Annotated in this window: 22 protein-coding genes; 4 read left to right on the forward strand and 18 right to left on the reverse strand. The window is 44.5% G+C overall.

The features are described from left to right. Nucleotides 1–132: 132 nt before the first annotated feature. The 8 genes from adhE to AC27FN_RS09245 form a co-directional block, all read right to left on the reverse strand. Entirely contained in the window at nucleotides 133–2,769 is a 2,637-nt protein-coding gene (adhE, locus tag AC27FN_RS09210) for a bifunctional acetaldehyde-CoA/alcohol dehydrogenase (protein ID WP_487167689.1), read from the reverse strand. Nucleotides 2,770–3,117: 348 nt separating this feature from the next. Continuing rightward, entirely contained in the window at nucleotides 3,118–3,642 is a 525-nt protein-coding gene (locus AC27FN_RS09215) for a DUF1836 domain-containing protein (RefSeq protein WP_487167690.1), read from the reverse strand. Nucleotides 3,643–3,855: 213 nt separating this feature from the next. Further along, complete coding sequence (locus AC27FN_RS09220) at nucleotides 3,856–4,218, reverse strand: bacteriocin immunity protein (RefSeq protein WP_487167691.1); 363 nt, start codon at nucleotides 4,216–4,218, stop codon at nucleotides 3,856–3,858. Between the two features lie 224 nt (nucleotides 4,219–4,442). Beyond that, nucleotides 4,443–5,120: a DUF975 family protein gene (locus AC27FN_RS09225; RefSeq protein WP_487167692.1), complete on the reverse strand. Its 678-nt coding sequence runs from the start codon at nucleotides 5,118–5,120 to the stop codon at nucleotides 4,443–4,445. A 91-nt stretch (nucleotides 5,121–5,211) separates the two neighbouring features. Further along, entirely contained in the window at nucleotides 5,212–6,063 is an 852-nt protein-coding gene (gene recX, locus AC27FN_RS09230) for a recombination regulator RecX (RefSeq protein ID WP_487167745.1), read from the reverse strand. 134 nt (nucleotides 6,064–6,197) lie between these two features. Next, a complete protein-coding gene (locus tag AC27FN_RS09235; RefSeq protein WP_487167693.1) occupies nucleotides 6,198–7,343 on the reverse strand; it encodes a low temperature requirement protein A in 1,146 nt (381 codons plus the stop codon). 12 nt (nucleotides 7,344–7,355) lie between these two features. Beyond that, a complete protein-coding gene (locus AC27FN_RS09240; protein WP_487167694.1) occupies nucleotides 7,356–8,213 on the reverse strand; it encodes an aminoglycoside 6-adenylyltransferase in 858 nt (285 codons plus the stop codon). A 269-nt stretch (nucleotides 8,214–8,482) separates the two neighbouring features. Further along, nucleotides 8,483–8,908, reverse strand: a complete 426-nt coding sequence (locus AC27FN_RS09245) for an Hsp20/alpha crystallin family protein (RefSeq protein ID WP_487167695.1) — start codon at nucleotides 8,906–8,908, stop codon at nucleotides 8,483–8,485. Nucleotides 8,909–9,181: 273 nt separating this feature from the next. On the opposite strand from AC27FN_RS09245, the gene AC27FN_RS09250 reads away from it, so the two are divergent. Further along, nucleotides 9,182–10,555 (forward strand): hemolysin family protein, encoded by a 1,374-nt coding sequence (locus tag AC27FN_RS09250; RefSeq protein ID WP_487167696.1) that lies wholly within the window; start codon nucleotides 9,182–9,184, stop codon nucleotides 10,553–10,555. A 221-nt stretch (nucleotides 10,556–10,776) separates the two neighbouring features. On the opposite strand, the gene AC27FN_RS09255 is transcribed toward AC27FN_RS09250, so the two are convergent. The 3 genes from AC27FN_RS09255 to AC27FN_RS09265 form a co-directional block, all read right to left on the reverse strand. Beyond that, complete coding sequence (locus AC27FN_RS09255) at nucleotides 10,777–12,030, reverse strand: 4-hydroxyphenylacetate 3-hydroxylase N-terminal domain-containing protein (RefSeq protein WP_487167697.1); 1,254 nt, start codon at nucleotides 12,028–12,030, stop codon at nucleotides 10,777–10,779. Continuing rightward, a complete protein-coding gene (locus AC27FN_RS09260) occupies nucleotides 11,993–12,184 on the reverse strand; it encodes a hypothetical protein (protein ID WP_487167698.1) in 192 nt (63 codons plus the stop codon). The genes AC27FN_RS09255 and AC27FN_RS09260 overlap by 38 nt, the downstream gene beginning before the upstream one ends. 116 nt (nucleotides 12,185–12,300) lie before the next feature. Next, complete coding sequence (locus tag AC27FN_RS09265; RefSeq protein ID WP_487167699.1) at nucleotides 12,301–13,113, reverse strand: HAD family hydrolase; 813 nt, start codon at nucleotides 13,111–13,113, stop codon at nucleotides 12,301–12,303. Nucleotides 13,114–13,257: 144 nt separating this feature from the next. Here AC27FN_RS09265 and nrdI point away from each other — a divergent pair, with 144 nt between their 5' ends. Continuing rightward, nucleotides 13,258–13,737 (forward strand): class Ib ribonucleoside-diphosphate reductase assembly flavoprotein NrdI, encoded by a 480-nt coding sequence (gene nrdI / locus AC27FN_RS09270; protein WP_487167700.1) that lies wholly within the window; start codon nucleotides 13,258–13,260, stop codon nucleotides 13,735–13,737. A 97-nt stretch (nucleotides 13,738–13,834) separates the two neighbouring features. On the opposite strand, the gene AC27FN_RS09275 is transcribed toward nrdI, so the two are convergent. Beyond that, complete coding sequence (locus AC27FN_RS09275; RefSeq protein WP_487167746.1) at nucleotides 13,835–15,043, reverse strand: MDR family MFS transporter; 1,209 nt, start codon at nucleotides 15,041–15,043, stop codon at nucleotides 13,835–13,837. 364 nt (nucleotides 15,044–15,407) lie between these two features. On the opposite strand from AC27FN_RS09275, the gene adhP reads away from it, so the two are divergent. After that, nucleotides 15,408–16,430 carry an alcohol dehydrogenase AdhP gene (gene adhP / locus AC27FN_RS09280; protein ID WP_407884452.1) on the forward strand — a complete coding sequence of 341 codons (1,023 nt, stop codon included), beginning with the start codon at nucleotides 15,408–15,410 and terminating at the stop codon, nucleotides 16,428–16,430. Between the two features lie 75 nt (nucleotides 16,431–16,505). On the opposite strand, the gene AC27FN_RS09285 is transcribed toward adhP, so the two are convergent. After that, a complete protein-coding gene (locus AC27FN_RS09285; protein WP_487167701.1) occupies nucleotides 16,506–16,961 on the reverse strand; it encodes a VOC family protein in 456 nt (151 codons plus the stop codon). Between the two features lie 295 nt (nucleotides 16,962–17,256). Between AC27FN_RS09285 and AC27FN_RS09290 the strand changes: the two genes are divergently transcribed. Then, entirely contained in the window at nucleotides 17,257–18,021 is a 765-nt protein-coding gene (locus tag AC27FN_RS09290; protein ID WP_487167702.1) for a flavodoxin family protein, read from the forward strand. A gap of 423 nt (nucleotides 18,022–18,444) precedes the next feature. Here AC27FN_RS09290 and sfsA read toward each other — a convergent pair whose 3' ends face one another. The 5 genes from sfsA to AC27FN_RS09315 all read right to left on the reverse strand — a co-directional run bounded on the left by sfsA (nucleotide 18,445) and on the right by AC27FN_RS09315 (nucleotide 22,708). Beyond that, a complete protein-coding gene (gene sfsA, locus AC27FN_RS09295; RefSeq protein ID WP_487167703.1) occupies nucleotides 18,445–19,188 on the reverse strand; it encodes a DNA/RNA nuclease SfsA in 744 nt (247 codons plus the stop codon). A gap of 44 nt (nucleotides 19,189–19,232) precedes the next feature. Then, nucleotides 19,233–20,612, reverse strand: a complete 1,380-nt coding sequence (locus AC27FN_RS09300; protein WP_487167704.1) for a CotH kinase family protein — start codon at nucleotides 20,610–20,612, stop codon at nucleotides 19,233–19,235. 1 nt (nucleotide 20,613) lies between these two features. Then, nucleotides 20,614–21,207 (reverse strand): TetR/AcrR family transcriptional regulator, encoded by a 594-nt coding sequence (locus AC27FN_RS09305; RefSeq protein WP_487167705.1) that lies wholly within the window; start codon nucleotides 21,205–21,207, stop codon nucleotides 20,614–20,616. Between the two features lie 101 nt (nucleotides 21,208–21,308). Continuing rightward, the gene (locus AC27FN_RS09310) at nucleotides 21,309–21,986 is read right to left on the reverse strand and encodes a DUF4956 domain-containing protein (RefSeq protein ID WP_487167706.1); all 678 of its coding nucleotides are present in this window, start codon (nucleotides 21,984–21,986) and stop codon (nucleotides 21,309–21,311) included. Then, a complete protein-coding gene (locus AC27FN_RS09315; RefSeq protein ID WP_487167707.1) occupies nucleotides 21,968–22,708 on the reverse strand; it encodes a VTC domain-containing protein in 741 nt (246 codons plus the stop codon). The genes AC27FN_RS09310 and AC27FN_RS09315 overlap by 19 nt, the downstream gene beginning before the upstream one ends. Nucleotides 22,709–22,933: the final 225 nt, after the last annotated feature.

Below are 22,933 nucleotides of genomic sequence, written 5' to 3' on the forward strand. Positions count from 1 at the left end.
CCCTCCTCGGCATCTGATTGATTAATAATTCAATGAGCTTTCATTATAACAAAAACCGGGTCCACTCACAGCGTTGTAAGTGAACCCGATCATTCTCTTTAACTTATCTTATTACCGACCACTAAATTGTGTCTAGTAAGCACCACGTGTCTTGGTTTCAACGCCCTTACCATCGTAGTCTTCTTCCATAATTTCCTTTAATTCGGAAATCAACGGTTCCTTTGGGTTAGCTGTTGTACATTGATCCTCATAAGCCAATTCAGCTAGGTGATCAACAACCTTGTCAAAGTGTTTCTTGTCGACCCCGTTGGCCTTCAAGCTCAAGTCAACACCCACACTGTGCGCCAGATCAATGAAAGCTTGAACCAGGCTTTCAACTAACTCTTCAGTCGTGTTGCCCTTTAAACCAAGGTAACGAGCAACATCGGCATAATCTTCATCAGCACGGTAGTATTCGTACTTAGCCCACATCGCCAACTTGTTCGGCATCTGTGCGTTGTAACGAATCGTGTGTGGCAACGTAATCGCGATACATAGCCCATGAGCCAAGTCGAATTCCCCACCAAGTTTGTGCGCAATTGAGTGGTTAATCCCCAAGTAAGCATTCGCAAAGGCCATCCCTGCCAGAGTTGATGCATTGTGCATCTCTTCTTTGGCATGTGCGTCACCGTTATATGAAGCAGTCAGGTTGTTCAAAACTAACTTCAGGGCTTGTAATGACCATGGCCGCGTGTAATCTGAAGCCAAGCTAGAAACATAAGATTCCAGAGCATGACAGAAGACATCCAAGCCAGAGTAAGCAATCGTCTTCTTAGGAACCGTCATGATAAATTGTGGGTCCACGATGGCAACATCTGGTGTCAAGGCGTAGTCAGCTAATGGATACTTGACGTGGGTTTGTGAGTCTGTGATAACCGCAAACGGTGTCACTTCAGAACCGGTGCCTGAAGTTGTTGGAATCGCAACAAACTTCGCTTTGTTTGGCTTTTCAAACGTGTAAGTCCGCTTACGAATGTCCAAGTATTTTTGCTTAGCACCGAAGAAGTCTGCACCTGGGTGCTCGTAGAACATCCACATGTTTTTAGCCGCATCCAATGGTGAACCACCACCGATAGCGATGATCGTGTCAGGCTTAAATTCGTTCATTAACCGAACCCCACGATCAACAGTGTCCGTTGATGGGTCTGGTTCGACTTGATCAAAGACCTCGATTTGAATGTCTGTACCATTTGGTCGTTTACGCAACCGATCACGCACGATATCCACATAACCGTTCTTAACCATCGAAGGTGAAGCGACCACGAAGACTTTTTCAATGCCTTCCATATCGGTTAAGTAACGAACTGAATTCTTTTCAAAGTAAACTTTGCTTGGAATCTTAATCCATTGCATGTTATTTCTCCGTTTCGCAATCGTCTTCACGTTGATCAAATCAAAGGATGACACGTTATGCGAAACAGCATTCTTACCCCATGAACCAGTCCCTAACGTTAAGGAAGGAATCATGTTGTTGTAGATGTTACCAATCCCACCAACAGCGGATGGTGTGTTAACCAAGACCCGGCTAGCCTTCATGCGTACGCCAAATTCTGTCATTAGGTCTTGATCTTCTGTTTGAATACCAGCTGTATGGCCAAGGCCACCGAAGTTCAACAATTCTTCACAGCGCTTCAAAGCTTCTTCACGAGAATCCGCTTTGTAAACGGATAGAACTGGTGATAATTTTTCCGCTGACAATGGATAATCTGGACCAACACCATCAATTTCTGCCAACAGAACTTTCGTGTTTTCTGGGACTTTAATGCCAGCTAATTTTGCAATATCATAAGCTGATTTACCAGCAATCGGTCCTTTAACACCATGGGTGACTGGGTTAAACATGGCATCAGCTAAGGCTTTTTGATCGGCCTTTTTCACCAAGAATGAACCCAAACGCTGGAATTCAGCCATTACTTCGTCATAAATTTCTGCGTCGATCACCGCTGAGTTTTCAGATGCACAAACCATCCCATTATCAAATGTCTTCGACAACGTGATATCGTTAACTGCCCGTTTGATGTTAGCTGATTTTTCCACGTACACTGGACCATTACCAGGGCCAACCCCTAAAGCAGGCTTCCCGGTCGAGTAAGCCGCTTTAACCATCCCAGGGCCACCAGTGGCTAACGTTGAAGCAATACCATCATTATTAATCAAAGCATCCGTTGCCTCGATTGAAGGTTCTTCGATCCATTGAATCATCCCTTCTGGCGCACCAGCTGCAATGGCTGCGTCCCGTACGATCGTCGCAGCGGCCACACAGCTCTTTTGGGCCTGTGGGTGGAACGCGAAGATGATTGGATTCCGTGTCTTCACGGCGATTTCAGCCTTAAAGACGACCGTTGACGTTGGATTGGTAACTGGCGTGATTCCGGCAATCACACCAAGTGGTTCAGCTACTTCGGTGATTTCTTCAACATCATCTTCACGGATAATGCCGACTGTCTTATCATCCTTAATCTTGTGCCAAATATTTTCTGATGCGTAAATGTTTTTAATTGCTTTGTCTTCTACGACACCACGGCCAGTTTCTTCAACGGCCAATTTTGCCAATTCCATGTGTTTGTCTAAGGCAGCCATCGCCATTTCGTGCACGATGTGGTCAATGCGCTTTTGGTCGTAGCCATCCATTTTTGCGAGGGCTGCTTGACCCTTGTCGACCAATTTTTGGATCATGTCTGCGACATTCGTGGTTTGTTTTTCAGCTTTTTTATCAACTTTTACAACCATGCTTTGTTTGCCTCCATCAGATTGATGTCTATTTGTTATCTCTTTCACAATTAGTAGTCTAACACGTTGTAAAAACTTTTCAAGCATTTTGATTCAAGTTTTTGTTTTGCTCGTTTATGTAAGCGCTTAACTCGTTAATATAGCGCTTTTTATTATGTAAATACTTTTCTGAAATCTTCGCTTAAACGCTTATTTATCAATTGTGAATTTAAAAACTTTCTTACGCTGATGCCCGTTTATTTAGCCACTTATATCACAATTGCTATTGGTGACAAATGAAAAAAGCTGCCTTCTCACAGACGAAAAGACAGCTCCACTGCTCACTGAGCATAAATGACAAAATTTTATTTACTTCTGTTCAACTGGTTTAGGGGTCACGATTTCTTTAGTCAGACTCAACAATTTTTCTGACTTCATTTTGTCCATAATGGCATGGACAGCCGTCACCATCATCTGATCATTCAAATTATCCGCGGGTGCTTCTGGCAATTCACCACGTAAACCAGCTAACATCAGATCAATAAAGGTATCGTAGGCCCGTTTGGGAAAAAGGCTAGCCGTGACTTGATCCATGCCCTGCCGAATCGTGTCCATCGCATATGTCGGTTTTAGCAAGCCGATCAATAAAATGTCTGCCACCTGCATGACCTGATACTTCTTCTTCACTGGCGCCAAGATAATATTGTGTTTGACATAATTGTTGATCATTGCGGGTGTCACTGAATCCACGTCCAACGGGCCTAACGTATCGTTCACATAGGCCACCACTTGATCCATATACAGATCAAACTTTGGCAACTCATCCCACTTGGGCAAGGTGACTTCAGCTAAATGTTGTTCCCACTTATGGTACTGCTCAAAAGAATCTGCCATCACTGCATCCTCCGCTAATCATTGGCTGTTTACGTCTAAATAAATAATATCACCATCATCTAGTGTTGTAAACTAGATGATGGAAAAATCCTTATTGATATCAATGCCTGGCAGGTGGCTTATTTGACTCCAGTGATTATCTTTAAACAAACCGACTATTGAACACTAAGCCACCGTGGTCATCGCCGCTCATTACAATGCAGAAAATTCTTTTTAGTGTTGGGGATATTTTTCAAACGGTCGATAGAAGTATGATTTATCTGCGAAATCAGCCATATAGGCCCCATTCAACCCTGCTTTTTGTCCAATAACGCCCAGTTGAATCATTAACTTTTCAGAGGATCCAGAAAAATGTAACTCACCGGTTGATGCCACAATCCTAATATAGTTAACCAGCCGATTGACTAGTGCTACTGGATTCGACGTGTCTGGAACTGTTTTGATCACCTGTTGTAAAACGTCCAAAATATCTAATAATTGTGAATTTTTACTGCTTCGTTGATCAAGCACTTGATACAGATCACGACAAATCGCTTGAATCTCAGTTTTAGTCGCTGAAACATCTGTTTTGGTCAATTTTACATCCCCCAATGAATATATTAAAAACGCAACACTTTCATACATTACCTTACTCTTTGCGTCAATTTAGATCAACTCGACACTTTAACTTGCTGAGGTCAGCTTTCACTGAAAACCAACGTAAAAATCGTGCGCCTAACAAAAATGTCAGGCGCACGATTTATTTAAATCCTACTCATTGTGACCTAGTGAGCAAGTTCAAAAATTCAGCCATCGAAACGTTACATCGTTAACTCCACGTTGCTACTTGCTTCCAACTCATCATAATAAGCTGCTGAAGTAGCATTAATGTACGGGGTGATCCAAAAGAAACCAATCCCTAAGCTCAACATTCCAAGCAGAATCCAGCCCAAGAAACTAAGTTGTAACACGAAGAATTCCCACTTGTGACCGCGCATTAGCTGAGTACTTAGTGACAAAGCCGGCATAATCCCTTGCCACACACTCGCATCAGGATTGGCAGCATGGAGATCTTTATAGACATAAACCGCTTGGCTCCACATCAAGCCAACAATAATTCCAGGAATCAATAATAAGATCAAGCCAATCCCAACCACGAAGGTAATTATCAGCCATTGCAATAGCAAGGCAAAGACCGCTGGGGTCGCGATTACACTAAAGGCATCCCGCAATGGTCGAATCTCTCGCTTTGGCTGGCGAATCCAACTTAAAAAAGTAAACCAGACTCCAAAATTAATCGCCACCGCTAACACGCTAACTAAAAAGCTGCCACCGCCAGCTTGACCGTTGACATTAAAATTCGCGTATTGTTGTCGCATGGACACGCCAAAACTGCCATAGGCTAAAATCACTGTCAATGCGTTCAGTCCGACTGCCTGGCCCCAGTGGCCACGAAGCACATCTTTGGCTGACTGCTTTAATTCAGCTCTTGTTTTCATGGTCAATCATCTCCTTTCCGACATTAATTATCATAATTGTTTCGATTAGATCTTACTAAACTAAGCAGAAGTGACGCAACTTACTTGTCTTTTAATCTTCTTCGTTGACCAATCGTTCTAATTCACGATTAATATCTGTCAGTTGATAGCCCTTACCATATAGTGTTCGCTTAGTTCGATTTTGACGCTCTCGTCCCGCATAGCGCCGGTTACGTTGCCAGACCTTGGCCGCTTCTCGCTGTAACAACGCGTTTTCCTGCTCATCATCCCGTTCAAAGGTCACCTCGGTCATAATCTGCTCAATGAGCGTTTGTTGGAACCCCTTTTGCATGAGACTCTGACGGACTTTCTGTTGTTGGACCGCAAAGGGTTTATTCGCGTAATGATGGGCTAACTTGGTTGCCGTCGCAATGCCATTGGTCAATCGATCATCGGTAGAAAATTCAACCAGCGCTTGATCAATCAAGGTTTCGCCAATTCCCTTTTGTCGCAAATGCTGGCGAATCACTACTGGGCCTTTATCAGAAGTCTTAATCATCGTGCGCACATAAGCTTTTGCATAAGCCAAATCATCTACTAACTGCAGTTCTCTTAACCGTTGTAACGTCGCGTTAATAACCTCATCTGGAATATCCAAACTAGCTAATTTTGTGACAACTTCACGTTCTGACCGTAATTGCCCAGATAAATAATCAAGCGCCCGATTGTATGCGCGGGCCACATCATCTGCATCACTAATTTGCGTTTGCAATGCCGGCGTGATGGTCATGCCCTTAAACAGGCGAAATTCAATGAGGACTGACTCGCTTACCGGAAAAGCATACTGACCATCTAAGTAAATATTGTAGCGACCTGCGCGTTTTTGCGCTTCAATCATGGTCACGACCCGAGCTGATTTGGCTTCAGACTGTGGTTTAGCGTGTTCGGCTTTACCTTGTTTCATTTGGGCTTGTTTCAATAAGTCAGCAGCAATCGCTTTTCCAGATTGCGACTGCTTTTTAGGTGTCGAACGGTGCGATTGCCCAACGTCACCAATCCGAATCGGTCGATTCTCTTCATTACTCACGACTAACCTCCTCATGCATTATCTTTAACTGGCTGCTTAAAGTCCTGACGTAAAGATTGCCAGGTTGCCCCGCCACCGCAAAGTGCCACTACTGCTAACAAGACCATCGTCACCGCCACATGCGTTTTAATGAACATCAAGATACCACCCAACAACACTAATCCAACCGTCAACCAACTAAACGCCTTGCCTAGAGAAATTCGCAATCCGCGTTTTGGATACGTGGCTAGAACCGTTAAAATGCCGCCGCCAAATCCCCACAAACCTAGAGTAACCAAGCCAACAAACTGCCAGCCAATGAGTTCACCGTTCAAAAAGAGTTCCATTGCGGCCGTGACTAAATCTAAACCGACAAAAATGGCATAGTGGACGTTAATTAATGTAATACCGGCTGTTTTCTGATGACGATCAATGCCCTGCTGATACATTGCAAAATAACCCAAAAATAGGGCCACAATGGTTAAAAAGAAAGGAATCGCTAGCCAATTAAAATGATGCACATTCACGACACTAGCAACCGCAATAATTGCTTCGCCAAATAACAACAACGTAAACAGCGAGTAACGCTCCGTTAAATGTTCAAAGAGCGCTGGAAATTCAGTTAAAGCGCGTTTCAAAAAGGCTGGACTAACGTTAGCGTAAACCATTGAACCGACGTACACCGTGACACGAATTAAATATGGCGCCCAAGGAATGATCGTCAACGCACCAAGGGTCCCACTAATAAAGAGCGTTCTAGCCAGTCCCTTAGCAACCGCCAACTGTTTCTCATCATGTAAATGGCGAGCACGCAGCCAATACTGAAGCGCAATGCTAAAGAGTAATATTGATGTCGATCCGGCAAATGTGGGATGCGTTGATTCAAAATTAGGATTCAATGATTGCGACAAAATAATGACCACAAACATGTCAAAAATCATAAATAAACTATGTTGGACATTTTCCTGAAAGAATCGGTTTACCAAGACTGTTTGATAGGTCCAGATCGTCCAAAACATAAAAAACATAATTAAATATTCTAAAAGGTATCGTCCAGGAATCACCTCATGGTGCACGAGATGTAAGACCGTCGTAATCCGACTAATCGCATACGCGAAAATCAGATCATAGAACAACTCAAGATTGGTAACCTCTGGACGTTGTCGTAGTTCTGTCATCGTTGACGTTCCTCACTTACCGGACTCAGCCATCAATTTAGTTTCGTAAGCCATTACGGCAGCTGGATAGTCAGGAAACTCAAAGCTTAATTGATCCGCCACGACCCGCGCGGTGGCGAGAAATAGTTGTGTGGCTATTTGTAGTGCGCGCCAAGTTGCTGCTGGCGACTCAAGTTGGTAAGTCGCGATTAACTTGTCGTAATCGTCTTTCGACAATGTGCTTTGTAATTGACGATCATTTTTCCCCGCGCTGAGTTGGAAATTCGTGTTAATTCCCACCGACCACTCCAACATTTTCAACAATTCTTCACGAACTGGACGTTCGAAAAACTGATTGGCGTAAAGCAGTTCACCACGTTTTAACCCTTTGATAACGTAAAGACTGACCCAAAAGAACTCGTTGACACTATTCTGATAATCCTCTTCAGATGGCGGCGTGATATGAAAGTCCCAATCTGACAAATCAGGTTGATTAACAATTGGAGCATCCTTATCTAAGATCAATTGATTCAGATGCTCAGCCGCCAAATAAGCGTCTTTATCACGCACACTGGCGATTTTTAAATCCAGTCGATTACCGTCACTAAATTGCATTAAGTAGGGATACCACGGCTGTTTGGTCCCAGAAAATAAAGCTCCCGTGGGCTTTTGCATGATGATGCGTTCACCAAAGACAGCAAGCCAATCATCGCTTTGGCGAAACGGCGTCGGATCTTTGACAAAATACGTAATGTCAAAATCAGAAAACTCATCTTGTTGGATCTGTGGATCATTTCGTGAGCCCTCCATGCCAACGGCTCGAATATTTTCATCTGCTTCCGCAACTTGTCGAATCAAGTGCATCATCGTTGCCGCACTACGCTGTTGCATCTTCAAGACTCCCTTCTATTAATCTACGATCACGCCAGTTTAGTGGCATTATACCGCACGAAATCCTTTTGCCCGCATAAAAACCTAACCTAGTTTAAATTCCAGTAGTCAGCCACGAACAATCAGAGTGAAGCCAGCTGGGTGGTGTCGAGCACTAGCTGAGACATCAGGCTCGACTATAGGTAGAAAAAAAGCGATTCACATCCGTCTCTTCGACGCATGTGAATCGCTTTAAGTTGAATGCTTGACGTTATTTAAGACAACTAGAACTAATTGATTTCAATTGAATCATCATCTGACGACGAAGCGGTTAGTTTAGGGAGCGTGATTTTTAGAATCCCGCCATCATAATTGGCAGTGATTTGTTGTCGATCAACATTAGGTAGATAGAATGAGCGACTAACATTGCTGTAATTACGTTCACGACGTAACACATTGCCTGCTTCATCCTTATCTTCATGGTTATTTTCATGGGTCGCCTGAATCGATAACGTATCACGCCGATAGTTCAAGTGAATGCCATCCTTTTTGAAACCCGGTAATTCGGCGCTCACTTGATAATTGTCATCGTGTTCGACAACATCCGTTCGCATATCACTACCGCGGCGTTGTAAATCAAACAAACGTCGTGGGAACCCAAGAAAGAAATCATCGCTTGGGTCAGTCAAGTTGTCATTGCTTAAATCGTAACGCATATCAAACCCCTCTTTTTCTATTAGATTCAAAGGCACGATAGCCTTCACTGTTTATATTAGTCAGCATTGGTCAAACATTCAACTAAAATGACTCACCTACCGCAGCTACTTTTTCCGCTAGTGGATCAAATTGGACTTCCGCCACTGATCAAGATCTACCTAAATTTCAACCAAAAATTAGACGGTTCCGATTTAATTGCGGACATGATAGCCACGACACCGCTTGCGCGTTATAATGTTGTATGGTTTGTAACAAGAAATGGGGAATATTCGTTGGATAGTGGTCAGATAATTAGTAATTTGATCATCATGCTAATTACATTCGTGTTTGCCACCTTCTTCGTTGCCGCTGAATTTGCGTTAGTCCAAACGCGACCTAGTGTCCTCGAAGAAGAGCAAGATAAACGCGACAAGAAATCTAAGAAAATTGATGTGGCCATACGGATGGTCCACAACTTAAATGAATACTTATCAACCACTCAAGTCGGGACAACTTTGTGTGGCATTATCTTAGGGTGGATTGGTGAAGAAACCGTCGCCCAGTTATTGATCGATCTATTTGGTGCGGCTCATTTGAGCTTAAACGCCACCGTTGGTCATGCAATTGGTTCTGTGGTGGGGATTATTCTGTTGACGTATTTTGAAGTCGTCGTCACTGAAATTGTCCCCAAAAACATCGCCATCGATCGACCATTTCAGGTCATGATGGTAGTAGTGACGCCTTTGCGGTACTTTCATGTCGCTTTCTATCCGTTCGTTTGGCTATTAAACACCTCGGCCAATGGGATTGTTCGCATGTTAGGCATGCAACCGGCATCTGAAAGTGATGAGGCCTTTAGCCAGGCGGAAATTTTAAACCTGTCCCGCAACGCTGTCACAGGTGGTGAATTAGATCAGGAAGATTACGTCTTCATGCAACGGGCGTTTGAAATGAACGATAAGGTCGCCCGCGACATCATGATCGATCGGACTCAGTTGGAAGTGATTGATGTCACCGACACGGTCAAAGATGCCCTGCAGGTTTATCTAACCGAGCAATTCAGTCGCCTCCCCGTGGTTGCGGATGGCGATAAAGATAAAATCCTCGGCTATGTCTATAACTACGACCTCATTCGACAGAGTCAAGCCGATGACAGCATCAGTGTTGCCAAGATTTTACGTAACATTATCACCGTGCCTGAAACAATGCCAATTCAAGATGTTTTGCAACAAATGATTATCAAGCAGACGCCCATCGTCGTCGTGGTCGATGAATATGGGGGAACTTCTGGGATTGTTACGGATAAGGATATTTACGAAGAATTATTTGGCACCGTTCATGATGAAATCGACGATGTCTCTGACGAATATATCTTTAAACAAGACGATGGTTCTTATCACGTCTCCGGTAAAATGACCCTTTACGATTTCGAACGTTACTTTCAGACTGATATCAAAGCGTTTGAAGAATCTGAAGTGGTCACCTTGACTGGCTACATTATTGAAAAAGAACCCGATATCAAAGCTGGTGATCATTATCAAATTGGTGATTTTCAGTTTACTGCGCTTGATTACGAGAACGCTTATATCAATTGGTTTGAAGTGATTCGAAAACCGGTTAGCCAGGACGAGGCAACTACCTCGTCAGCGGATGAACATGACGCATGATTTAAGCTAACGAGCCAAAAAGAGAGTGGGACATAACTTAATAAAAGGCGTTGGGCTTCATTTTTTGGTGCACCCCGTCTCCATGGTCAAAACGTGCGACAAACGCCTGAGAACTGTGCCTAGCAATAAAGGGATCACCTTCCAAAGTACGGAAGATGATCCCTTTTTTCGCTAGTGCTCGCTCTCAATTCGGCGTTATGTCCCACTCTCGTTTGGTTACATTAACTTTTTCTCATCACGTCAGCCAGCATTTTCCGGCCATTCGTGAGCTCTTCATCTTGATAATGCGACGCACGAATCCGCACCGGATCACCACCATGATAGTATTCATACATCAATTGACGTTGACCAAAGCTTTCACCAGTAACATCCCAGCCTAAATTCAGTAGTTTAGCACGGTTTTGGGCATCCATTAAGTGGCTCCCCATGACAGCACGTAATGTTTCACCCAGCTCACCGTCAAAATCACGGAAGTCGGGCACTCCCATCATCGAGCCCGCACCGATTTTTTGAATCGTTAGAATTGCGTCCTGATACATCTTCGGCAATTGTGCCCGAATCGCCAGTAACGGCTGGACATTAGGTCCAAACAATCCGGCCTCGTCAACCTTCCCGGTCAATTCTGAATTAATCAGTGCACCACGCACCAATTCCAGATTAGCGGTCAGCCCACCTAACATCTCTTGAACGTTTAAGTACCGGTCAACACCCAGCTTTTGCGCCAATTCAATTGCCAAAGTCGTGACAAATTCAAATTTGACCGCGCCCCGTGATTGATCTTGATGCGTCGTGTGTTGAAATAGCCCACTATCAATAAAGAATCGGTTTGACATCGCAACGTTCTGGAAGACAAAGACGTGCGTCCACGGTACAAACACATGGTCAAAAATAATATACGCATCAATCTCATCAAATGCATTCGACAGCGGGTAGTCTTGGGTACTGTGCCCAGGTCGATTAAAGGGTTTGCGACACACAATCTTCAGACCGTCCGCATTATTTGGCAGCCAGAACGCCAAGGCGTAGTCATCATCACCAGTAACCAAACTAGGCGTATTAAAAATCAACAATTCATTAGACAACGGCGCCAGGGTATTCACCATTTTGGCCCCGCTAACATAAATCCCCTCATCGGTCACTTCAGTGGCATGAACACCAGGCGCACCTTGAGTAATTTCATGCAAATCCTGAGCTCGGTCGATTTGTGGATTTTGCAACGCATGAGAAACAAACACATCATCGCGTTTAATCCGTTCCGCATAAGCCTTGGCATTAGCCGCAAAGTCCGTATATTGATTGTGACCCAAAAAGTCACTATGTGCTGCTAGCGTGGCCATTCCTGAGTCAATAAAATCTGGGGTCCGACCCAACATGCCATAGGCTGCGCTGGCAATTTCTTGATAGACAAGGCGTTTGGCGGCTAAATCCGCTGCTGTCTTAGGCGTCTTGAAGACGATGTCGGTTGCCGTCATCATATAGGTGGGTTGCCGGCTGTTCTTGCTGCAAGCGATAGTACGCATTGACATAGGTCAAGGTGTCGGTAAACAACTTCACTGACGACGGCTTTTCCACGCGTCTGCCATCTAAATAGATCGTGCGACCGTCATCTAAATCGGTTGGATTAATCATTGTTGTAACCTCTCAAGTTAATATTTAAACCTGCTCTACGTTCTTGATTGTGTCGTAGTTCACTTACTAGTATGCCATAGAAATATGTTAGCGTTTGCATAAATTTCTTTCCGGCCTTAATTCATTTTGAACCGGTTCATCAAAAAACGTGGGACACCGTCTTGATTAGCCGGTTCCGTAATGGTGGTTGCTGCGTCTAAGACTGCCTGCGGTGCATCGGCCATCGCCACACTGGTGGCAGCTGACTCAAACATTGGGATGTCATTTAGCCCATTGCCAAAGACAATGGTGTGTTCCGTATCAATACCTAATTGCTGTTGCACTTGTTTTAACGCCGTCGCCTTACTAATCCCTCGGGGAATCAATTCAATATTGGTTTCACTTGATGCTGATAGCGAAAATAAGCCCGTTTCCATCAACTCACGACGAGCTTGAATCAAACGATTATCGGCCACTCGATTGACCGCCAGACCATTTGTCACTTGATCGGCAATGGCTAAAACATCGGCGCGAGATTTCAATGAAATCATTCTTGAAGCCGGCACCCGTTTGCGCAAAAACCGCATGTGCGCTAACGCTGATTCATCGCGGGAAGTGTGATACGTATCTGTTAACGTAAATAACCGCATCGCCAAGTCTAAACGGTCACAGATATCATACGCAGCTAACGCAGCCTCTTGCCCCAATAAATGCGTCTTAATTTGATCGGCTTGGGCGATAACGGCACCATTAGCGCTAATAATCCCCATCGGAATCGTGAACTGGTCGGTAATTGACCGCGCCAGAGCCAGCATCCGCCCCGTTGCCACGTAAAGTTCATGCCCTTGTGCCTGTAATTTACTCAGCACGGCTTGCGTCAAGTCAGAGACTTGTTGCGTTTTGGGAATCAAAGTACCATCGATATCGGTCACAATTAAATATTGTTCCATGTCATTCCTCCGCTAGCACTTAGTTTACGCCATCTAGTTGACGACTTGATGACAAATTTAATTTCGTCAAGACTGGTTTCCAAAAAACTCGTGCTGTAAACTTTGAACAATTAGTCCTGAATTTTTATAAAGGAGCGTGGCACGATGGCCTTAAACATTCGCTACATCTCAATCGAAGGAAACACCCGCAATTTTGTCCAGCACCTGACAGAATATGCGGAACAGCAACACACCGCTGACACTAATCAACCAGCAGTTAACGCTGTAGAAATTTCTGAACAAACAGATTTCACCCACGAAACCCTGCCTTACTTTGCCTTTGTTCCCACCTATTTAGATGGTGGCAATGGCATTGATAACGGCGTCAAGGAGTTGATGACCAATGTCCTAGGCGAATACATCGCTTACGGTAATAATCGGCAGCATTGCCTTGGCGTTGTCGGATCCGGCAATCGTAACTTCAACGAGCAGTATTGTTTAACTGCACGTCGATACGCCAAGGATTATGGCTTCCCATTCTTGGCCGATTATGAACTACGTGGGACCACTGCCGACGTTAAGCGCATTTATAACGTTTTGGTCGATCGAGTCAATCAGGTTTCAAGCCAACCGTCTATTAAATAAATTAACGCCAAAAATCGTCGCTTCTCGATCACTGAGAGGGCGGCGATTTTAGTGCTATTCAAATTAATCTTTCTTTGACACCACTAATGGTTCGTCGTCAGTCATGAGCATTCTTAACGACAGTGGTTTTCCGACGCCGTTCAAAATGCGCCCGACCATAGACCGCAAATAACGCGATCATTTGAACAGTTCCGACAGCCAAAAATAGTTTCGAGAATGTCGCATAGTCTAACATAAGCCCACCGAATAAGGGGCCGATCGCCCGACCAAACGCAATTGCCATGTTAGAGAAACCTTGATATCGGCCGGCCTCGGTCGCTGGAGCCTTGACCGCAATCCACGCCGGTAAAGCAGGATGACCAATCATTTCACCGAATGTTAGTACAATCATCGTCACAATAAACGCTACATAGCTGCGGGCAAAAATCAGCATGAAAAATGAAACCGCAAATAATGTAATACCAACCAAAATGACGTTTTCAATGCGGAAACGTTCACTAAATCGCGTGATAAAGGGTTGACAGATCACGATAATCAGGCCATTTAACGTCCACAACAAACTATAATTCAACACTGGAATTCCCAAGTTAGTCATGTGCACCGAAATGACACTCTCCCACTGGGAATAAGCTAAGTTAATCGCCAATAGTAGCAACAAAATCAGGCCAACTAAGAGTGGCATCCGGGTGCGCCGACCACTAGTGACTTGGCTTTTAGCGCGGTGTGTCTTAGGCGCTACATTGAAATGTAACGTGACCACTAACGTCAACGCAGCATAGCAGACCGCTGCAATAATAAAGACTGTGGTGATGCCAAATTTGATCGCATAACCAACGATCAAGGTGCCAATCACCACCCCAATATTCATCGCCACGTAAAGCATATTGAACACGTGCCGCGTTGAGGTTGTCGTCACCCACGTCGCCAAGGAATTTAAAATCGTCATATTGACGCCATCACCGAACCCAATCACCAGCAGCAGTAATCCATAAACCGGCCAGCCATGCCAAAAAATCAAGGCCACGACACCAAGGGTCGCCAGCGCCGCTGACATAATTCCGGTCTGCCAAGGTTTCCAATGGTCAAACAAGTAGCCACCGACCGAGTCACCGACAATCATCATTAGCGACATTCCTAATAGCACCCAACCAGCTAGTGTCAATGATTCGTGGAGGTAGTTATGTAAATAAATGGTCGTTAACGGCCAAAGGAAACTAGCCCCCGCGTTATTTAACAGCGAGGCAACAAATAGCCAACTAAATTTGATGTCTTTGCGTTGGACTTTCAGAAAAATCCGCTCCTTAATTTTGCACGATTCGCGTCCTTAAGGCCATTCTATCACGCCGCACACATTCTAGTCGCGGATAATTAGTTTACTCCTTAAAACTAGTGGCATGTATCATTTTTGGGCAACGGACGCCGGCAGAGCTATTAAGCTTCGATCAACTAAAAGTGGCCTATTTTAAGAGTTATTCACAAGTCAGTTTATGAAAATCACTTACTAAACGTCATTAAAAATTCGGTTTAACTGCCTATTAGTCCTTCGCAATCAAACCAATGATGAAAAAAGTTTGCAAATGCTCATTAATTCACTTTAAATTCCGATCGCTTCCTGATATGATTAAACTGTTGAAAACAAAAATTAGTTCTAATCAAAAGGAGATCAATTCATGAAAGCTGCTGTTGTTCGGGATAATGTTGATGGCTTCGTCGATGTTAAAGATGTTACCTTACGTGATTTAAAACCTGGTGAAGCACTTGTTGATGTTGAATATTGTGGTCTTTGCCACACTGATTTACACGTTGCTGCCGGTGACTTCGGTGACAAGCCTGGACGAATCATTGGACACGAAGGCGTTGGGATCGTCTCTAAAGTAGCTGATGGCGTTGACGCAGTTAAAGTCGGTGATCGGGTCTCCATCGCTTGGTTCTTCAAAGGCTGTGGCCACTGTGAATATTGTTTAACTGGACGCGAAACATTCTGCCGTCAGGTCCAAAATTCAGGCTTTACCGTTGATGGTGCCATGGCCGAACAAGTTATTGTAGACGCCAACTACGCCGTTAAGGTGCCTGATGGCTTGGATCCAGTAGAAGCTACCTCCTTAACTTGTGCCGGGGTAACAATGTATAAAGCGATTAAGGTAGCGGATGTTAAACCAGGTCAATGGGTCTCAGTTGTTGGTGCCGGTGGTCTAGGTAACTTGGCCATCCAATATGCTAAACACGTCTTTGGCGCGCACGTTATTGCCGTTGATGGGAACCCAGACAAGTTGGAAGCCGCAAAGCAAGCCGGCGCAGACATCTTAATTAACCGTCACGATGGTAACGTTGATGAACAAATTCAAGAAAAAGTCGGCGGGGTTCATGCTGCTTTAGTTACTGCCGTTACAACTTCAGCCTTTGACCAAGCCGTTGATTCATTGCGCCCAGATGGCAAGCTGGTTGCGGTTGCTTTACCACAAGGTGACATGCAATTGAACATTGCTAAGACAGTACTTGATGGTATCGTCGTTGCTGGTTCACTTGTTGGGACCCGCCAAGACTTAGCTGAAACATTCCAATTCGGCGCTGAAGGTTTGGTTCACCCAATCGTTCGGACTCGCAAGTTATCAGAAATCAACGATATGATCCAAGAATTAAAGGACAACACGGTGGTTGGCCGTAACGTGGTTGACTTCGTTCACAACAACTAATGCTTATTTTATAAAAAGGTTAGTGCTGAAAAAATCAGCGCTAACCTTTTTTGCTTCTACTTTATTTAGCCATTTCTAACGAGACGCATCCTGTGTTGGTGCAATACTTTGCTCGCCAGAAATCACTGGTGCATGTTCAATCCAATTGTGTGGTCGACAACTGACGATCCAGTTAACACCGTACTCGTCAGTAAACTCGCCCCGTTTGCCAGTGAAATAAGCGGCACTGAACGAGTTAGTCACGCGTACGCGTCCTGAGTTCGCCACTCGATCAAAAAACTTTTGTGCTTGCGCAACTTCTTCACTGTCGTCAGCATTAAAGTCCAGCATAATCGCAATATTCGTGGCATGCTGTGGCTGATCCATGAAATCATCCGCACATAGGATCTGTGAGCCCATGACCCGAAAGCCACCATGAATCGTTGAATCTTCTAAATTAGGATCAATTAAGTCCAATTCCCGCGCAGTTGCTTCTGTAACCGGAATCCGAAATAAATCGGTTGCCCCAAAAACTTCTTGGTAGTAGCTCATTGCGGCCTTGGCGTTGGGGAAATGAATATAAGGATGTATACGTATTACGATAGTCGGTCCCCCATTTCAAATGTATGACAAAGTATAATGAAGAATGACAAAAGTGTCAATTTAAAAACAGAGCGTGAGCCAGACCGGTTTGAGACCGAGCAACAACAGACAAGCACAATTGGGCGTATTTGGCCCATCTATAAACGTGGCCGACACCCACGATTGTTTTATGATATCCTAGAAATATAGTTAAACTTTTTAAATATATTTATCATAAGATAAATAAAGCCGTTGGAGGCCATTCATGAAAGTCCTGGGAATTCTCGGCGCCCATAAAGAACATGGTGTCACCGCGCAATTATTGACGACCACCTTAGCTAGTGTTCCGTCGCCGCATGAAACAGAATTAATTTACTTGGCTGACTATGACATCCACCCGGATACTGGAGCTCCCAATCCTGTCTTAGATGCGTTAACCGAAAAACTATTAACTAGTGATGTCTGGATTCTTGCGGCACCCACCTATTGGGGTGGCCTATCAGGAATCATGAAGCACTTTCTCGACTGTCTGCGTTGGCGCTTAGTCCGCATTGATCATGCTGGGGATGCACACCCCGATCGTTTTAAAAATAAGCATTACCTTAGCATCACCGATTGTTATATCAGTCCGCTCAATAACCTCTTTACGGGTGTCACCGACACCACGTTTCGGCAAATTGATACGGTGATGAATGCGGCCGGTTTGATCAAAATTCATGAAATCGTCTGTCCTGGCACCTTTAAAAATGGGGACCAAATTCCTGAACGAACCTTGAACACCTGTCACAAATGGGGCACTAAACTGCCAAGCAAAACGAAACGAGATGACAATACCATGAAGCGCTACGTCGAACTGTTTATAATGATTGCAATCATGTCGTTAATCACCATGGGGATCCAGACTGGTTTGGCACCGGTCATTTCCCCAACGAATTTTTGGCTCAACTGGGCGGTTTTCGTCATCATTTTCTTTACTTTACTAGCAATTATTTTGCACGTGGTGACCTTTATGGTGCACCGTCGCCATTAATACTTCACTAACTTAAAAAAATCAGAGCCAAACCAGCTGGGCTAGGCACAGGTAACAGGCTGGTGTAGCTCGGCAAAGAAAATCAGAGTGAAACCAGCTGGGTGTTACCGAGCACTAGCGGAGCCTGAGCAGTTGGCGTTCTTTGCCAATTGATCGGGCTGGGATAGGCACAGGTAACAGGCTGGTGTAGCTCGACAAAGACAAGTTTGGGGCATAACTTATAAAAGGCGTTGGGCTTCATTTTTGTGCACCACGTCGCCATGGTCAAAACGTGCGACAAACGCCTGAGAGCTGTGCCTAGCAATAAAGGGGTCACCTTCCAAAGTGTGGAAGATGATCCCTTTATTGCTAGTGCTCGCGCTCAATTCGGCGTTATGTCTCACTCTCGCTTCGTTTTATCCATTCAACAAATGATTATGAAATTCATCCAGCCTGTTGGGGATCAACAAATGGCGCATTGATCTCAAAACGTGTCGGCCGATGTAGAACAATCCCGAATTCATCGACGGTTGAACAATAGGCCATAATTTGTAAGCCTTGCGGAAGCGCATCCCGGATTGCTTGCGTTAACTTAGGCGCCATTGCCTGGTTTAGCGTCAGTAAATCGATGTTATCAATTTGAATCACAAACATCAGAAAGGCTCGATACCCGGCCGCCATCGCTTTTTCCAAATTGTAGACGTGTTTAACTGCTCGGATCGTCGGCGCATCAGGAAAGGCAACCACGCCTTGGTTTTCCAAGGTACATCCTTTCGTTTCGACAAAAAATTCTTCGCCGGTACTGGTACGTCCCTTAAAATCGACCCGGGAATCGCCAAAGGTTACCTCTGGTCGAAACTCAGTAATCGTGCCAGTTAACCCAGGAAATTTCAGCAATCCAGACGCAACTGCCTCTTTAGTAACCTGGTTGGGGGCTGAACTATCAACATTTACCCAAAAATCACCGTGTTCTGTTTGCTTGCGCACAGCAACTAAGTCCCAATGCGTTTTACGCGTTGGATTAGTGGCCGGAACGATGACTACAATCGCCCCTGCTAATAGCACATCTGCGCCACGACCAGTATTCTTCAAATGAGTCTCAAGCATCACACCATACAACCGCACTCGACACGTAAACCGAGTTGGCCGATCAACATATGTGGCTAATTGTGAATCATGATAAAGCATCCCGGTCACCTTCTTTGGCTAACTTTAGTAACTTGCAGGCTTTCTTACTGAACTGGCGTTGGCGGCACATAATTAAAGTTTAAGTGCTGAACGTTACTTGTGTAATCATTGAACAATGCATCGCTATCTTTAAATTGTCGCTTAATTGAACGCCGCACTTGCATCAAACTAGTTAAACGTTTTGATGGAATTCCCGGGTTTAATTTAAACGTCTGTTGATAGTTTTGTTCCCCAATTTGAGTCATCAGTGTGGTGAAATCCTGATTAATGACTGTCGGCGTTAACGTTTGTTTTCTCAGTTGTCGCCAACGAGCTTGCACCCGCTGTGGATAGGCCTGCACAACCCGTTGAATTAGCCGATTACCTTCCGCTGTCTTGAGATCGCCGTGGTTGGGATAATTATGCGAAACAGCTGTGCCAGATGGATATAGATGACGACCATTCTCGTATAATCCCCAAGTTGAATCCATGTCATACATGGTTGCTGACCACCGCAGACCATTATAAGTGACCAATTCAAAATTCCGCCCTAGACCATCTTGATCATGAATCAAGTTGGTGAACAAGTACATATCAATGACCGAGTTAACGTCTAAATAGTTCCCAGCTTGCGCTTTAAATTGATGATCATCACTCGTATTGACAAAATGGACTAACCGCCGAAATTCATCCTTTTGTGCAGTGCTTAGTGTCTTTGGCACATCAGGCGTCCACCCCGTAGCATTAAAGGCGACATCATCTGTGCGAAACAAGTCACTACGATTCCAGCCATTACTCGATAATGCCATGTGTGCGCGGTTGTGTTTGTCCATGTGCCATAACTTAGCATTTTTGGCGGTATTAAGCGTGTAGACACCCCATTGGTCGCCGTTGGCTTTAACTTTAACCGGAAAACCAGTGACTGCGCCATTATTTTGCGCATCTGCCAATTGCTTGGGTGCACCTTCACGTGTTGCGGCCATCGATGACCACAGCTTAGCGTTCACCAAATTTCTAGCTTGGGTAGCATCGATATAGTTCGCCTTTAAAACATACGTGCTCTGCTTCTGCCATCCTGGTTGAACGCGCCACTTCAATTTATGCTTCAGCTTTTTATCACGATAGAACTTTAACTTCCAGTTCTTCTTATCATAACGCCGTGAACTCTGCCCCTGCCACTGCATTTTGACGTAGGCTTTTTGTTTAATCCCAGTTTTAGCGTCCGTTATTTTAAAGGTCGCCACCGGATGGGTGTCAGCGGTCTGTGATAATGGTCCAGTTAATTTAACGGTCGCTAATTTGTGGGTGGGGTGGGCTGTGCCTAATGGTAATTGGCGCGTCGAAGTCGTCCTAATCCAGACAAACGCGCCAACAAGTAAGCCAATAATGACCACAATCAAAGTCGCTAGTGCCCAGCGATGCCGCTGCTTTTTGGTTTGAAACATGCTAATCTCCTTGTGAAGAAGTTGGGTTTTGCCCATCAATTGGAATGGCGCGAATTAAAAAGGTCACAATTGTTTTTAAAGAATCGGCGGTTGCCTGCTGCTCAGCAAAGAAACCACTAAAGGAAAGCTTCGCATAACCGAACAACGAGCTTAGTAAGAAGCGTTTCACCTGTAAACGTTGCTCATCATCAGCGATCATCGGTTTCAAAATATCATCGAGAATTTTAACAACGGTACTTTGCTGATCCGTGACGCACTCTGAAGCATTTCGCCCCTGAATTTGGTCCGTCATAATTTCAGTAAAGGAGGGATGATTTTTCGCAAAGGTAAAGATCGTTTCGGCAAAAACATATAACGCATCCGCCCCGGACACCGGTACTAGATTGGCGTACAGTTGTCGCTCCAGCTGCCCACGCTGATAGTCAGCAACAGCCGCTTTTAAATCACCTAGACTAGGAAAATAATGATATAAAGTCTGCGGCTGAACCTGTAAGTGACGGGCCATTCCTCGCCATGACAAGTTGTGCAAGGTTTCTTTTTCAGCCAATTTATTCGCTTCGGCAACGATCAATTCTCGTGATAAGGTTCGTTTCATGAAGTGATCTCCTTTTTTAAAATCAGTGTGGTACCAGTGTGGAAGCGACCTAGTACTGACGTAACACGACAATTCATGAAATTCCCGACACCGTTAATTGCTCATAAAGCACTGTTGGTGTCAGAGATGTCTGCTCGTAACGCGACTTCTAAGTTGCCATTTCGTTCGCGGAGCTCATCAATAAACGCTTTTTGCTGGTCCGCTTGTTTCAAAATAACGCGATATTGTAACTCAAACAAACTGCCTAGGTTAGTCGTACGTACGTTATTTAGCGCAACTTCTTTGGTATAACGCTCAAAAATATCGTCAAACGCGTGCTCATATTCTAAGTCTTCAGGCACCACAATTTTCATCAATCGCTCGTTTTCGTTTCCAGAGCCAAAATCAATCATCGTATATAACAGCATTGCGAGGCTAACGATCACGGTGAAAAAGATGCCATACAGTAAATAGCCACGTCCGGTTGCTAGGCCAATTGCCATTGCAAAAAAGATCGTCACCATCTCACGTGCATTCCCTGGTGCTGATCGGAAGCGAACCAGGCTGAACGCACCCGCAACGGTGATCCCGGCCCCCAAATTACCATGCACGATCATAATCGTCGCTTGGACGAGAATGGGCAACATCGCAACCGCGAAAATAAAATGACGCGAATAGTGATTTCGGTACATATAGACAAAGGCCACGATGAGTCCTAAAACCAAAGTCACCAATGTCGTAATTAAAATCTGTTCAAAGGTCACCAAGTGATGAGCCTTTCCTAAATAGCTGATAAGCATTGTTTGCCCCCCAAAATACCGTACTTATAGATTAGGCCGTACTTTGAAAATGGTTGTGGATACAGATGTAATTTTGCAAAAATTTGACTCCAGGCTAACGGTAACGCCTGCGGAATTTTAATTTCCATGACGACCATTCCCGGTGCTAATAGTGCCTTTGTTGGTGCAGCCGTGGTCAAATCAACATCACCAGATCGCCAACGAATATTTTCATCAAAGGTGACGCGTAATCCCCGTTGACTTGAGTAAGCCGTACGTTCGTATATCACCGCCGTCCGTGTCGGCAAAGTTGTTTGTTGAACAAAATGATCAATTTCTCGATAATTCATGTCGTGTTGGCGACCCATTGACATTCCTTGTTGACCTAAATAGTCACAGCCTGTCTGGTACGACAATTGAATCCGGCGTTTATAGGTAATCCCCTTGACTTTCTTTTTTAATTCAACGAAGGCTGCTTGATTTGCCGTAATCTGGCTACCATAGACCCGCAAGCGAAGTTTTTCCCGGTAGCTACTGTCATCTAACTGTCGCCGCGCAAATAAATAACCGACGGTGTCATAATACAGCGAGGAAATCGTCTGCTGCCCGTATTGATCCATGCTAATTTCGTCACCTAACGCCACTAATAATTGCTGATAAGTGGCCTGACTCATGACATATTTTTGTTCATGTCGCTCAAACACCATCGGTACAGTTGGTGTTGTCGCTACGCTTGCCATCATTTTGACTGCCTACTTTCTCAGTGATCTAAAAACCGAATCAGTATAACACGGCTCTCGAACACTGTACATTAAAAACAAGTAAGTGTGCGAAAATGTTTCGATAAGTCTAAACACCGGTCTAATCACAATGCGTGCTTTTTTGATAATTAGCCCAGCTAATTAAATCGCTGATCGTCGGCAATACAAGCGATACTGTTACAAATATTTCGAACACTGTGCGATGAA

The sequence above is a fragment of the Furfurilactobacillus sp. W61-4 genome (assembly GCF_057545565.1).